The 13,841-nt window shown below is 41.2% G+C and carries 12 protein-coding genes and 2 pseudogenes; 12 read left to right on the top strand and 2 right to left on the bottom strand.

Annotation, left to right across the window (positions count from 1 at the left end; genetic code table 11):
- The first annotated feature begins 84 nt into the window (after positions 1–84).
- From V7K85_RS19130 to V7K85_RS19090, 10 genes are all read left to right on the top strand, one after another.
- Entirely contained in the window at positions 85–1,245 is a 1,161-nt protein-coding gene (locus V7K85_RS19130; RefSeq protein ID WP_334815510.1) for a glycosyltransferase family 4 protein, read from the top strand.
- 229 nt (positions 1,246–1,474) lie between these two features.
- A complete protein-coding gene (locus V7K85_RS19125) occupies positions 1,475–2,470 on the top strand; it encodes a glycosyltransferase family 2 protein (protein WP_334815508.1) in 996 nt (331 codons plus the stop codon).
- A gap of 140 nt (positions 2,471–2,610) precedes the next feature.
- The gene (locus V7K85_RS19120; protein ID WP_334815506.1) at positions 2,611–3,834 is read left to right on the top strand and encodes a glycosyltransferase family 4 protein; all 1,224 of its coding nucleotides are present in this window, start codon (positions 2,611–2,613) and stop codon (positions 3,832–3,834) included.
- Positions 3,752–4,678, top strand: coding sequence for a glycosyltransferase (locus tag V7K85_RS19115; RefSeq protein ID WP_334815504.1), 927 nt, complete (start codon positions 3,752–3,754; stop codon positions 4,676–4,678). Before V7K85_RS19120 ends, V7K85_RS19115 begins: the two co-directional genes overlap by 83 nt.
- 196 nt (positions 4,679–4,874) lie before the next feature.
- Entirely contained in the window at positions 4,875–6,341 is a 1,467-nt protein-coding gene (locus tag V7K85_RS19110) for an O-antigen ligase domain-containing protein (protein ID WP_334815502.1), read from the top strand.
- A 35-nt stretch (positions 6,342–6,376) separates the two neighbouring features.
- Positions 6,377–7,498, top strand: a complete 1,122-nt coding sequence (locus V7K85_RS19105; RefSeq protein WP_334815500.1) for a glycosyltransferase family 4 protein — start codon at positions 6,377–6,379, stop codon at positions 7,496–7,498.
- A gap of 129 nt (positions 7,499–7,627) precedes the next feature.
- Complete coding sequence (locus tag V7K85_RS19100) at positions 7,628–9,277, top strand: GMC family oxidoreductase (RefSeq protein WP_334815498.1); 1,650 nt, start codon at positions 7,628–7,630, stop codon at positions 9,275–9,277.
- Between the two features lie 560 nt (positions 9,278–9,837).
- Entirely contained in the window at positions 9,838–9,927 is a 90-nt protein-coding gene (locus V7K85_RS36570; RefSeq protein WP_442940603.1) for a hypothetical protein, read from the top strand.
- Positions 9,928–10,733: 806 nt separating this feature from the next.
- Positions 10,734–11,306 (top strand): hypothetical protein, encoded by a 573-nt coding sequence (locus tag V7K85_RS19095; protein ID WP_334815496.1) that lies wholly within the window; start codon positions 10,734–10,736, stop codon positions 11,304–11,306.
- A 98-nt stretch (positions 11,307–11,404) separates the two neighbouring features.
- On the top strand, positions 11,405–12,271 hold the full coding sequence (locus V7K85_RS19090; RefSeq protein WP_334815494.1) for a DUF1350 family protein: 867 nt from the start codon (positions 11,405–11,407) through the stop codon (positions 12,269–12,271).
- 41 nt (positions 12,272–12,312) lie between these two features.
- On the opposite strand, the gene V7K85_RS19085 is transcribed toward V7K85_RS19090, so the two are convergent.
- Together V7K85_RS19085 and V7K85_RS19080 are read right to left on the bottom strand one after the other, a co-directional pair.
- A complete protein-coding gene (locus V7K85_RS19085) occupies positions 12,313–12,468 on the bottom strand; it encodes a hypothetical protein (protein WP_334815492.1) in 156 nt (51 codons plus the stop codon).
- 50 nt (positions 12,469–12,518) lie between these two features.
- Positions 12,519–12,617, bottom strand: a pseudogene (locus V7K85_RS19080) (transposase domain-containing protein); the annotation flags it as partial.
- Between the two features lie 194 nt (positions 12,618–12,811).
- Between V7K85_RS19080 and V7K85_RS19075 the strand changes: the two are divergent.
- Both V7K85_RS19075 and V7K85_RS19070 read left to right on the top strand, forming a co-directional pair.
- Positions 12,812–12,988 carry a hypothetical protein gene (locus V7K85_RS19075; protein WP_334815490.1) on the top strand — a complete coding sequence of 59 codons (177 nt, stop codon included), beginning with the start codon at positions 12,812–12,814 and terminating at the stop codon, positions 12,986–12,988.
- A gap of 493 nt (positions 12,989–13,481) precedes the next feature.
- Positions 13,482–13,760, top strand: a pseudogene (locus tag V7K85_RS19070) (transposase); the annotation flags it as partial.
- Positions 13,761–13,841 lie beyond the last annotated feature (81 nt).

The raw sequence follows: 13,841 nt of genomic DNA, 5'->3' as shown, positions 1-13,841 counted from the left end.
AATATTAGAATGCCCATTGTCTCTACAAATAAGTTGATAATAAATATTAAAATTAGTGCTATATGCTAAACATTAACAGAAAATATGTACCAGAAAATATTTGACAAAGACCTGATTTATCAATGCTCCAATTTTGAGGTAGGTGAAGGCGGAGGTGTTGAAACTTATTTAGCTTCTCTGTTTGAACATCGACCACCTGATGTTAGCAATCGCGTGATAAAATCGCTTAATAATGTTGACCAAAGCCAGTTCAAACTCTTACATATCCATAGCCCAGATTTGCTATTACAGCTTACAGGCGAATGTCCTACCATCTTCAGCGTTCATAATCACTCATTCTACTGTCCTAGTGGCACAAAATATTTAGCAGGGCAGCAGACAATCTGCGATCGCAACTTTTCTTATTTAGGATGTACCTGGGGCAAACTAGTAGATAAGTGTGGTAGCCGTAAACCTTTAAGAACTCTTAAAGAACTTCAAACTACTGAGCAGTTTTTAGATGTATTAAAAAAGGTAAAAATTACTTTCATTGCTAATAGCGAATATGTGCGGCAACAATTGATTCAAAATGGTGTACCCCCAGAGCAAACTGTAACGCTACACTGTGGTATCTCTGTACCGCAAACAGCAACTGCACCTCTGAGTTTAGAAGTACATCAGAATCATAGAATTTTGTTTGCTGGACGGATTGTTTCTGATAAAGGTCTAGAATGGTTACTCAAGACCTTAATACATACAAACCCGCAAATTAAACTTGATATCGCAGGTGAAGGATGGGAAAGACCCCGCTTAGAAAAGTTAGCAAACACCCTTAGATTGAATAACCGGATCACTTGGCATGGCTGGTGCGATCGCGATAAATTAAATAAACTTTATCAACAGTGTTTTGCAGTAATCTTTCCCAGTGTCTGGCCTGAACCTGCCGGTCTTGTAACTCTAGAAGCCTATGCTCGTTATCGGCCTGTAATTGGTAGTGCAGTTGGAGGGATTCCAGAACATTTACGAGATGGAGAAACAGGTATTCTTGTTCCAGGCAATAATATCAAAAAGCTGGCTGATGCCATTAATGAGTTGTATATAGATCATCAAAAAAGCCGACATATGGGTGAACAAGGTCATGCTTTATTGATGAATAAATTTACAATGGATACTCATCTAAAAAATCTGCGGACAATTTATGCAAAAACAATAGCAGAATTTCCTTCTAGAGTGAAAAAATTATATAGTATCCCTCAAGCTAAATAAATTTAGTTTGCTCGAAATATCAAATGGTGTATCTTTTACCTATGAGAGGATGTTTTAAAAGTCCTATTGTCGGTATCAAAACGTTCTAGATCCTCCTAAATACCCCTTCAAAAGGGGGACTTTGATTCCGGTTCCCCCCTTTTGAAGGGGGGTTAGGGGGGATCAATAAGTGCCTAAAATCACAGCCAAACACTTTTAAAATATCCTCTGAAATATAAAGGGAAAAAATATGTCATTGCATCAAGAATACCAACAACCTTTAGTTAGCGTTATTATCCCCACCTATAATCGGCCAGAGTATCTTAAGCAAGCGATCGCTAGTGCTATTAAGCAGACTTATCAAAATATTGAAATTATTATTTCTGATAATTGCAGTTCAGAAAATCCCCAAGCACTTGTTGCGTCTTTTGGTGATTCACGCATCAGATTTTGGCGGCATCAGCAAAATGTGGGTATGTTAGCTAATCAGCAGCATGGCTTCAAGATGGCGCGAGGTAAATATGTTGCTAGTCTCCATGACGATGATATGTGGAATGAAGACTTTTTAGCAAAGCTTGTACCACCACTAGAAGCCAATTCTGATTTAATTATCGCTTTTTGTGACCAATATATCATCGATGCTAATGGCATAATTAATGATGCTGGAACTGAAGAAAATACACGTGGTTATCAGCGGGATAAATTAGCACAGGGAATTCATCAACCTTTCTATAAAATTGGGTTGATAGATAAAAGTATACCCACTGCGGCAGCTTGTGTGATTCGGAATAATTTTGTGGATTGGGATAGTATTCCCTCAGAAGTTGGCGGCATGTGGGATTTATATTTAACTTACCTTTGCTGTATATCTGGTCGTGGTGCTTACTACTATCCAGAAAGGCTGACGCGATATCGTGCCCATGAGCAAACTGATACCATGCTCAGTGGTAGTCGAGATGTGCAGGCAAAAATTCGCAAAGCTAAAAGCGAAATAATTTGTTATAAAGTCTTTATGGAAGATACTCATCTACAGGAATTTAAGACTTACTTTGAACATAAATGGTTAGAAGCTAATACAACTTTGGGAATTGGTTTGCTGCGAAGTGAACAGATAGCAGCAGCACGTCCTTATTTTTGGCAGGCGCTGAATATACAAAAATTTAATGCTCGAACTATCGCAGCACTTACTCTTAGTTTTACTCCACAATTTTTAGCAAGTAAGTTAATGAAAATATCGAAATACTAGAGCCATCGTATCTAAATCTTGGAGTTTATTTTTTAACGAACCACAGAGACGCAGAGGACACGGAGAGAATAAAAATAAGATTATTTTAAACTCTTTGTTTACAGTTTTGCGTGAGTTTATATTATTCAGGAAGGTAGTGTATGAAACTTTGTATTGTTACCCATAAAATTAAAAAAGGTGATGGTCAGGGACGGGTAAACTACGAAGTTGTTCAAGAAGCAATTCGTCGTGGTCATCAATTGACATTATTGGCTAGTGAAGTCGCACCAGAACTAGAAGACAATAGCCAAGTTAATTTGATTTTAATTCCAGTCAAAGGCTATCCCACAGAATTTGTGCGGAATTTCATATTTGCTAAAAAAAGTGCAGATTGGTTGCGTCAAAATCGCTCTGGCATTGATTTAGTTAAAGTCAATGGGGCAATTAATATGGCTGTGGCTGATGTGAATGCTGTACATTTTGTCCATAGTTCATGGTTGCGATCGCCTGTTCATATTTCCCGCAATCGTCGAGATTTGTATGGTTTTTACCAGTGGCTGTTTACGGCTTTTAATGCCCGTTGGGAAAAACAGGCTTTCCAAAAAGCGCAGGTTGTGGTGGCTGTATCCGAAAAGGTAGCTCAGGAATTAGTCAATATTGGTGTACCGCGTTCTCGGATTCGCGTAATTGTCAATGGCGTTGACTTAGAAGAGTTTGCCCCTGGCCAAAGCGTAGGCGTAGCCCACCGTAGGCATCGCCAAAAATTAGGTTTACCGGAGAATGTCACCCTAGCACTGTTCGCCGGAGATATCCGCACACCCAGAAAGAACTTAGATACGGTATTGCACGCCTTGGCGAAAGTTCCCGATTTACATCTGGCGGTGGTGGGTCATATTGAAGGTAGCCCCTTTCCTCAACTAGCCGCCTCTTTGGGGTTAAACGAACGCGTACATTTTGTGGGATATCGCCGTGATATCCCCGAAATTATGCGGTCAGTAGATTTATTTGTTTTTCCTTCCCGATACGAAGCTTGCACTCTCGTATTGTTAGAAGCACTTTCTTCAGGATTGCCAGTAATTACTGCCACAGCTACCGGAGGTGCAGAGTTGGTGACACCAGAATGTGGCATCGTCTTACCCGACTCAGATGATATCGATGCTTTGGCTGTGGCGCTGATGTCCTTGGTGAGCGATGTTTCGTTGATGCAACAGATGGGTCAAGCAGCTCGCTCTGTGGCAGAACAATATAGCTGGACTACTATGGCACAAACTTATGTGGATCTATTTGAGGAGTTAAGCAAGAATGCGGAACACCGTTCTCATACCGACTTATCGCCGTCCACAAGACCTCTCACGCTGCCTTTTGGCACTACAGGAGCAAATTAAACCCGTTGATCAGGTGATAGTGGTTGTCCGCGATACGGATGCAGAAACTTGGCAATTTCTTGCCGAATACAAAGCCGACAACTTGCCACTGCATATCGTGAAAGTGACACAACCGGGGGTAGTAGCAGCTCTCAACGCCGGACTAGCAGCAGTGGAGGGCGATATTGTTTCCATTACTGATGATGATGCTGCACCCCACCCGGATTGGCTAGAGCGCATCGCCGCTTACTTTAGCTGTGATAGTCGCCTCGGTGGTCTGGGAGGGCGTGATTGGATATACCACGGCAGCAAATTAGAAGACGAATCCCGCTTAGTAGTCGGACAGTTGCAATGGTTTGGGCGAGTGATTGGCAACCATCATCTGGGAGTGGGAGAACCCCGCGAAGTCGATATTCTCAAGGGCGTAAACATGAGTTTTCGTACCCAAGCAATCGGACAACTGCGCTTTGATCAGCGGATGCGCGGGACAGGAGCGCAGGTACATTTTGAAATGGCATTCACTCTGGCATTAAAGCGGGCTGGTTGGAAGATGATTTATGATCCTAACGTTGCTGTAGATCACTATCCGGCACAACGTTTTGATGAAGATCAGCGAAACAACTTTAATGAAATTGCCTTTATTAATTTAGTCCATAATGAAACTTTAGTTTTATTAGAGCATCTGTCATTTATCCGCCGGATTGTATTTTTGTTCTGGGCAGTATTCGTGGGTACATGCGATAGTTTGGGCTTTGTACAATGGCTAAGATTTTTGCCTAGCCAAGGGCAGTTGGCGGGGAAAAAATTACTGGCATCCTGGCGTGGGCGTTGGCAAGGATATAAACAATTCAAAATCCAAAATTAAAGACCTATTTCAATACCGTTCACTTAAGAAGAATCGGAGGTTGGGTTAAGCGCAGCGCAACCCAACAAAGTCTTGATAATTTTGGGTTTCGTTCCTTAACCCAACCTACATCAGTTTTAGTTTTTAGCCTTAGCTGAACTGGAGCCAGGGAACGAGTTGATCTGCCAAATTTATTTATGTGTACATCTAAAATTGAATGAATTCTAAGCAGATACTTTTCAATAGTTTTTTACAAGAAAACTATTCTCCCGAAGAGCGATCGCTACAGGGTTGGATGGCGATCGCAGGCTTTATATTACTGACTGTAGTTTGCTATTTTGCTGGTGCCACTGCCGCATTACGCCTAATTTACCCGGTGACAGCTTTAGCAGTAGCCGTATTTTTATACTTGCGGCATCCCATTCTCTACATCAGCTTTACCTGGTGGATCTGGTTTCTCACGCCCTTAGCTACTCGCTTAGTTGACTATCGGGTGGGCTGGGACGCTACCCGTCAAATGCTGATAGCACCCTACTTAGTGGTGTTTGTCACCATAGCAACCTTCTTCAGACACTTTCCCCGCGCTTCTCGTCAAGGGGGCTTGCCGTTTGTTTTGGCTTTTATCGGAGTGTTCTATGGCTTTCTAATCGGTCTGATTTACAATCCACCTATCCCTGTAGCACGCGGATTGATGGATTGGCTCAGTCCGATCATCTTCGCTTTTCACTTATTTATTAACTGGCGAGATTATCCCAGCTATCGCCAGAACATTCAGCGAACATTCCTCTGGTGTGTGTTGATTTTAGGAGCTTATGGCGTATATCAATTCGTCGTGGCTCCTGAGTGGGACAGGTATTGGCTGATCCAATCAAAACTATTCATGAGTGCTGGAAATCCTGTACCTTTTGGGATGCGTGTCTGGAGTACATTGCACTCAGTCGGCCCCTTTGGTTCAGTCATGCAAGCTGGTTTACTGTTGTTATTTACCAGTTCAGGAAATTTAATTTTTCCGGCTTCAGCTGTTGGTTATTTATCCTTTTTATTGACACAAGCACGTACTAATTGGGGAGGCTGGTTATTTGGAATAATTATGATCATGGGTTCAGTCAAGGCCCGGATTCAAATGCGCTTAGTCACCATAATCGTAGTAATGGCAATTTGTGTTGTCCCATTGACAACTATCCAGCCAATTTCTGGGGTTTTAGCAGCGCGTATGGAAACTTTTTCTAATCTTCAAGAAGATGGCAGCTTTAAAGATAGATCGGGAACTTATGACAAAAACCTTGGTCTAGCTCTTTCTAATGGTCTAGGTAACGGTTTAGGAAATATCTGGAAGGTCAACGAAAAAACCGGTCAAATTGAAGTAGTGGTGATTGATAGTGGCATTTTAGATATGTTTTTCACCCTTGGTTGGTTTGGAGCCATCTTTTATATGGGTGGATTAATCTTGTTGATTATTAGTGTTAGCAGTTATGGTGAAGGCCGTTTCGATAGTTTTATCAGTGCTGCCCGCGCCATTGGTATCAGTTCTGCTGGACAGCTAGTTATCGGTAGCGGCATGTTGAGTGTCGCAGGTATGATTCTTTGGGGATTTTTAGCTATGGCTATGGCAGGACATAAGTACTATAGCAATCCTCAGATGCCTTCCAAGATCCCCAGCTTTTTAGAGAAGTCGGGGATCTGATAAATCTTACAACTTAAATAGGACTGATATAGATTATGAAAGTAATTATTGTAATGCCACTGGCCGAGCAACGAGGCGGCGGTGAAATGATGCTTTGGGATTTGGTGCAGCAGGGACGTAATGCTGGTGTTGAGTGGCTGGTGATATTTTTAGAATCCGGCCCAATGGTAGAACAAGTAAAGTCCCTCGGTATTGATACGCGAGTTGTAGAAAGTGGACGTTTACGCCAAATTCACCGTTTTATTGGCGCTGTTTTTCGGATAGCTGCGATCGCTCGCCGCGAACGTGCAGATATAATTGTCAATTGGATGTGGATCACGCATATATCTGGAGGTTTGGCGGCGATGTTGGCGGGGTTGCCTGCTGTGTGGTATCAACTAGAAGTGCCTAGTGATCAGACTTGGTTGGTGCGAATCGCCACTTTAATCCCAGCCCAGGCAATTATCACCCTCTCCCAAGATGGTAAGCAAGCACAAGCAGAAATTTGGCCCCACAGACCAACACCTTTGGTTTATCCTGGTGTCGCACTAGACCGATTTGAGCCTGATGCTTTGCCTTCTCCTAAAGAAGCACGGCGCAAGTTGGGCTTACCTTTACACGGGCCGTTGATTGGAATTGTTGGACGATTGCAACGATGGAAGGGAATGCATGTATTAGTGCAAGCAATGCCCAAAATTTTACAGAAGTATCCCGATGCTCATTGTGTAGTGGTTGGCGGTAAACACGATTTGGAACCAGATTATCAGGACTTCTTAAAAGCAGAAATCGCCGTCTTGGGCTTGAAAGAGCAGGTAATTATGGCTGGGTTACAGCGTAACATCCCGGAGTGGGTGCAGGCGATGGATGTATTTGTCCATGCATCAGATAAAGAGCCATTTGGGATTGTGATTATTGAGGCAATGGCGCTGGGTAAACCTGTGATTGCTGGCAATGCAGGCGGCCCGACAGAGATTATTACCGATGGGATGAATGGACTATTAACACCTTACGGCGATGCAGAGAAATTAGCGATCGCAATTCTCCGCTATCTTGACGAGCAAGAATTTGCCCAGAGTGCAGGAGTAGCTGCCAGGCAACGCGCCCTCGATTTTTCAACGCAGAATTATGCCCAAAACTTTATTAGTGCAATTCGTTCTGCGATACCGAGTGTTTCATAGGCTGAATGAAACGGTAAACTTCTCGCATAAGTCAATTTTATGAAAATTAAACCACAGATGTACATAGATAATTAATCGATGTACATCTGTGGTTAAGAATAATAAATCAGATTAAAAGGAATTAAATTAATGTTGATTGATAGCCGGAGATTGCCAATAGATGAAGTTATTAATACCGAAGTTTGTATAGTTGGTGCTGGCCCAGCCGGAATTACACTCGCACGAGAATTAATTGGGCAAGACTTTCGAGTTTGCTTACTAGAAAGTGGTGACATTGAATTTAATCAAGAGACTGCATCTCTCGGTGAGGGTGAAACCGCTGGAGATCCTTTTCCACCACTGCAAGATATGCGTCATCGTCAATTTGCTGGACTGGCTAATGTCTGGAATATTGAAATCAATAAAAATCAACTTGGTCTGAGGCATGTGCCGTTAGACGAAATAGATTTTGAAAAACGTGATTGGGTGCCATACAGTGGCTGGCCTTTTAGTAAATCTCATCTGAATCCATTTTATCAGCGTGCTCAAGCAGTCTGTAAGCTCGGTTCTTTTGCTTATGAAGCTGAGGCTTGGGAAAATGCTCAATCTCCTCGGACACATTTCACAAGTGACCGAGTTTCTACCAGTATGTTTCAGTTTGGCCCCCGTGATATTTTTACCAATGAATATCGCCACCAAATCAATCAATCTCCTAATATCACCACATTCCTCAACGCCAACGTGGTAGAAATTGAGGCAGATGAAACAGCCCAGAAAGTGAAACGCGTGCAAGTAGCTTGTTTATCTGGTAATAAATTTTGGGTTGTTGCAAAAGTATTTATTTTAGCCACTGGTGGTATTGAGAACGCGCGTTTATTGTTGCTATCAAACCGGATTCAAAAGAATGGATTAGGCAATCAAGATGATTTAGTGGGTAGGTTCTTTATGGATCATCCTTTTATCCGTTGTGGTATGCTTGTTCCGCAAAATCGCAAAATCTTCAATTCGATGGCTTTGTATGACTTACGCCGGGTGAATAATGTCACAGTGATGGGAAAATTTGCCCTAACGGAACAAGTTATGCGTCGCGAAAAATTACTAAATATGACCGCGTTGTTATATCCCAGAGATGAAAGGTTTAGATCGGCAGCAAAGGCTTCTGCGAGAACTTTGTTCTCTTCAGTTCGACAAGGGCAGTTACCCAAGAATGTTTTTCAACATTTGCAAAATGTCATTAATAATATTGATGATTTAGTAACTGATTGGTATAAGTATAATGTCAAAAAAGAATATTTATTCCCTGATTTAAGTCATGGAGGATGGTCATACCATGAAGGTAATGAACAGAAATATACAAAGTTTGAAGTTCTCAGCCAAACTGAACAAACCCCAAATCCAGATAATCGGGTGACACTCAGTAATCAACTAGATAAGCTTGGCTGTCCTCAAGCAAAATTAACTAATCATTGGAGCGAAATAGATATTTGCAGTGTGAAGCGATCGCAGCTAGTATTTGCAGAAGAGTTTGCTAGTGCAGGGCTGGGTGAGTTGCAGATTGAATTGGATGGAGATCGTCCAGTTGCTTCGCTGAGTACCCATCACAATATGGGAACAACACGTATGCATCATGACCCAAAACAGGGAGTAGTAGATGCAAATTGTCAAGTTCACGGCATCTCTAATTTATTCATAGCAGGTAGCTCTATTTTCCCTACAGGAGGCTATGCTAATCCGACGCTCACCATTGTTGCCTTGGCAATTCGATTGGCAGACCATGTGAAAGCTCAATTGTGTCACTAAGTACAACTTTGCATAAAATCGTCACGCTTTTAAACCTAGCTATCGCCTGAGCGCACATCACCAGATTACAGGATCTGCACCGATCCTAAGCCTGTTGCTACTGCCAGAAGCCAGCGAAAAATGACTTTTTAGTGGTCTATTGCTGGATTAGAAGATAAAAATTGATTTTTCTTTCACCAAAAGTCCTTCAATCGCAGTTGGAGGACTTTTGGTGGGATACTTACTGTAAAAGTTTGTTTCGCTCATTTTGTACATTGCGTTCATTTTGAATAGGAGCTATTATAGAACCCATTTGGTATCTTTTACAATGTAGAGAAATCAAACTAAGAGATGAAGTAAATGTACTCAAGTAGCTTAACGGATCAAGAGTGGTTAATCATAGAACCGCTATTGCCAAAAAAAAGCTGACTCGTCCACCGACACTATACCGTTTCATTGGTATTATTCGACCCTGCGGCGATAGCGTTGGAAGTTGCGATCGCCCTCACCCAGCGTAACATCGTCAAATGCCGCCACACTGTATGCTAGGATAACGGCGAGATTTGGCGCTAATCCCATGAATAAACAGTGGTGAGTTAAAAGCGAAAGTCATCGGCAAGGGTTGGCGAGTTAAACGCAGTGACCTAGAAGTTTATATTGACAAGCTGTGAAAGATTCTTGTCAAATTGCGACAGGGTAAATCTCGCCAATAGCGTAGAGCGTATTAGGGTACTTGAAACAGTGGCGAGATTTAACGCGATTGCACTCTCTACTGGAGTTTAGACTAAGCCATGCAAAACGACTCAGCAGGGCAGAGTTAATCACAGACGTAGTGAAATTATGAATAATCTTGAATATTAAACAGCAATTGATGGTTCTTTAAGTGGTGCATCTCGATGAATTAAATCTTACCCTACCTCGGATGGTGCCACTTTCTTTCCCACCTGATTGCTGATCAGGTAAGTCCTCTTGTCAATAGGTTTTGAGACGCGCTAACCCTGTAATACCACGCTTGACTTATTTGACTGTAAACCTTGTACCTTGCCCAAAAACCGTTGTGAGCAAGCTTTTTAAGACTTAACTGGAAAAGTCCGGTTTTTGCATACCTGAATTTAACTGAATTTAACTGAATTGACTGAATTTAATTGATTTTAAGAATCCTGAATTTAACTAAACTACAGAGTTAAAAAGCCAAGCATACTTTAAATTGTGATGAGCAACAGAATAATTATTGATGTTTAGACCAGTTCCCGGTGCGAAACTCTTTTTGAGTCCAAGTTAACTCTCATTCAGCTCAGTTACTTGAGAACAAGCTATGGTTTTTTGTGAATGACTTCTAACTTTCAACGAAGTTGGATCAACACTTAATAAGTACATTTGTTCTAATTTAGAGTTTTGCACCAGGAATTAGTCTAAACTCCAGTTCTCACTATTATTCCTGGTTTTTCCTAAAACAGCTCGTACATCAAACATCAAATTGTTAAAAAATCACAAGATGATGTTTGTCATAATAGCAATTCAAAAAAAGAATGGACATGTAATTATGGTGAATTCAGTGAAAAAGTTTGTGAACTCAGCAAAAATTCTGGCAGTTGCGTTGTCGTTGCTAATATTATGTTTCCATGCATCCGCAATTGCAGATACAATGCCAGACACGATTCAGATGAAAGATTCAAGTAATTATGCACAGCGTGGTGTAACTATCAACAAAAAACTGGGTATCCCTGAGTCGGTTATGATTCAAGATGGATTTTTTGCTGTTGGAGTACAAGGTAATGTACCAAAGGACGTAACAGTTGAAGAAGCAATTGTTTCATTTCCCGAAAAACCTGAAGAGAAGGGAACGATAAACCGTATTATCATTGTAGGTCCAGATAAAAGCATAGAATTCGATTGTCGTCCCGATATCTCTGTGAGTCAAGATGTTGATTTAATTACAATATGTGGTAAAGGTCCAGTTAAATTGAAGGCTGGAAACACTGATTACTTGGCAATAGGAACTGGTTTAAAACCAGATCTTTATACCCGTCTGCGAGTTAATCTACAATAGTAACCGTTCACACTCCTCCCTACCCCTCAACGAGAAATTAAAGCTTTCGGCAATTTTCCAGGGGGGGGGAGGGAATAATTACATAGGTACTTCATTTAATGGATAATACTGACGGACAATACAAGTTAATAGAACTGCAAAACTTTTGGCTTAGACTCAATCCAAATCCTAAAGGAGTCGTACTCTTTATAGGAGGCTACTTTCTTCTTGACGAAAGTTATAGCAGGCTGTTGGATAAATTGTATGACAACGGTTATACTGTTCTATCTTATTCGTACTCTTTCCTTCAGACTAATCACTGGTGTATTGCAAAAAATTTATTAGAACAAATTGAGAAGTTGCAAGAGAACATCATTGAAAAAGCTGATTCTATGGACTATGAAACAAATATTTACAAAGATTTTAGTAACTACTGTTTCTTAGGTCACAGCTTGGGATGCGAGTTGATTGCTCTGATCCAATTCTTGAGTATTCAAAGAGACGCTCGAAATCAACTTTTGAAAGAAGCTTTCGATGTTTTAGAACCTTCTTATGTTACAGAAGATGATATTTCGGATGTTCAAAACATTTTCTTTGAGAAATTTATTCCCTTCAAGGCAAGTGTACTAATGGCTCCTTGCTTCCAGCCTCCAAAGTCTATTTGGTGGTTCCCTTATATCGATATACAACCAAAACCAAAACTGCTCCAGTGTCTGATTAACACAAAGCGTTTACTCCCTTGGACGACATTGATTTCTTTTGAGGGAGACAACATTGCTAATGAGGATGTCGAGTGGTTGCATAAAAACTTAGAAGATGGTCGTCTAGTTAATTACAGTAAGATTGAAAAGCAGAAGTACATAATTTCTCACTTGATACCTATCTTGGAACCTATTATATCTGGTCTTTCGGATTGCGTGATTAAAGATCTAGAGAGCTTAATACGTTATCAGAAAGTCAGTAGACCGAAAACAGGGGAAATTTGACGAGAGAATAAGGTATCCCCTCAATACTTCGGGGTAAAGAGTTATTGGGGCATAGATGAATAACCCAAGGAATTAAGAACAGATTTTTCAAGAATAATAGTCGCCAAAGATGGAATATTCCCAAGTTGAGAAATGTGGTCACGCACATACTCAAAAAAGCTGATTCCTAACTGACGAATAGCAGCAACAAGAGACATAAAAGTATCCCAAGCCTTAGTACCTTCTAGAGTTTGAGTGGCATAACTACTCTAGACCAAGAACTCATTGCTATTACTAAACTTACCACTAACTGTGCTGGTAGCGATCGCTTTCGTTCCTGTTCAGTTTGGGTATTAGCCATCGCCATCTCAATTGCTTTAAGCACATCACCACTTTGTATCTCAGGAGACACCAAAGAGAAATCCTTAAGATGCACCACACTCTATTTCCATTCTTGGGAACAATACCTAATTTACATGACTTTTAGCCTTAACTGACCGTATTGGGGTAGAGGCGGCGATCGCCGATAAGCTGCTACTAACTATTACAGAGGCACAAGCTTTGACTGGATTATCTAGGGAAGTACTGAAAAGTGCGATCGCTTGCCTTGCCCCTTGCCACTTTTCTTGGAGGAGATTTCAGGCTGTGGCTGGGCTTGGGTCAAGAGAGTACAGCGCTGGGGGAGGAATTTTAGGTGGGCGGGCGATCAGGGACATCAATGAACGGAGAAGACTTTGAAGCTCTGATTACACGTATTAACTTTCAAAAGTTTTCGGTCTACTGACTTTGAGCAGTTTGTAGAAGCAATGGCACTTTTCTCTCACGAGAGTCAAAAAAGAGCGTTATAGAAGCCATTTGAGATCTATGCGTGGGCTAACCGCTTAAGCATAAGCCGGACAAAACATAGATTGAGCTTGGTAGTCGCATGAGTGAGAGTGCGCTGTTACACCCGTTCTTGAATTGATAAAAGATACCATCTCAGATTTGTCGCTTTGTCCACTTTGGCGGTCTAGTTTGCTTTTTCTGGGGTAACAGTGTTTCAATTATTTGCCACTCTTTATCTTAGGACTTACGCACAGGTAATGGAAAATCAACCGCAGAGGACATAGAGGTCACGGAGGAATGAGAGTTTGAGAGGGTTTTTGCGTAAGTCCTATATCTGTTAAGCTGCTGGAGTACGGCATTTATTTTTTATTTTACCCTCCATCCCAAGATACCAAATGGGTTCTATAAGCGAGGGTTGGAATTAATTACAAAATCTAAGAAGAAAATGAAAAATCGTTTGGTAAAACTAATTGATAAGATTCTTTTACGCAAACGAGCAGTTATTGAATCGGTGAATGACCATCTCAAAAACATTTGTAAAATAGAACACTCCCGACATCGTAGTCCATTTAACTTTTTGGTTAATTTAATGGCAGGGTTGGCTGCTTATACCTATTTGCCTAAAAAACCTTCTATTGACATTTACCCAAAAGACTTACCTGCTCAACCTCCTGCTCTTTTTTAGTTCTATCGAACTCACGTCGGCATGAATGGGAGCAAGCAATTGCAAACTGTTTAACCACAAGTGTTACAGCTTTTACTAGTA

It is taken from the genome of Nostoc sp., assembly GCF_036917615.1.
Taxonomy (GTDB): Bacteria; Cyanobacteriota; Cyanobacteriia; order Cyanobacteriales; family Nostocaceae; genus Nostoc.
The sequence above is the reverse complement of the archived record's forward strand: the minus strand, read 5'-3'. Positions and strand labels throughout refer to the sequence as shown.

What these genes read in the sequence shown, in the direction of transcription:
- V7K85_RS19105 (WP_334815500.1), top strand. Translation starts at nt 6,377, where the DNA reads ATGAAAGTAATTATTGTAATGCCACTGGCCGAGCAACGAGGCGGCGGT.
- V7K85_RS19085 (WP_334815492.1), bottom strand. Translation starts at nt 12,468, where the DNA reads ATGTCTCTTGTTGCTGCTATTCGTCAGTTAGGAATCAGCTTTTTTGAG.
- V7K85_RS19115 (WP_334815504.1), top strand. Translation starts at nt 3,752, where the DNA reads ATGCGGAACACCGTTCTCATACCGACTTATCGCCGTCCACAAGACCTC.
- V7K85_RS19125 (WP_334815508.1), top strand. Translation starts at nt 1,475, where the DNA reads ATGTCATTGCATCAAGAATACCAACAACCTTTAGTTAGCGTTATTATC.
- V7K85_RS19130 (WP_334815510.1), top strand. Translation starts at nt 85, where the DNA reads ATGTACCAGAAAATATTTGACAAAGACCTGATTTATCAATGCTCCAAT.
- V7K85_RS19110 (WP_334815502.1), top strand. Translation starts at nt 4,875, where the DNA reads ATGAATTCTAAGCAGATACTTTTCAATAGTTTTTTACAAGAAAACTAT.
- V7K85_RS19090 (WP_334815494.1), top strand. Translation starts at nt 11,405, where the DNA reads ATGGATAATACTGACGGACAATACAAGTTAATAGAACTGCAAAACTTT.
- V7K85_RS19120 (WP_334815506.1), top strand. Translation starts at nt 2,611, where the DNA reads ATGAAACTTTGTATTGTTACCCATAAAATTAAAAAAGGTGATGGTCAG.
- V7K85_RS19100 (WP_334815498.1), top strand. Translation starts at nt 7,628, where the DNA reads ATGTTGATTGATAGCCGGAGATTGCCAATAGATGAAGTTATTAATACC.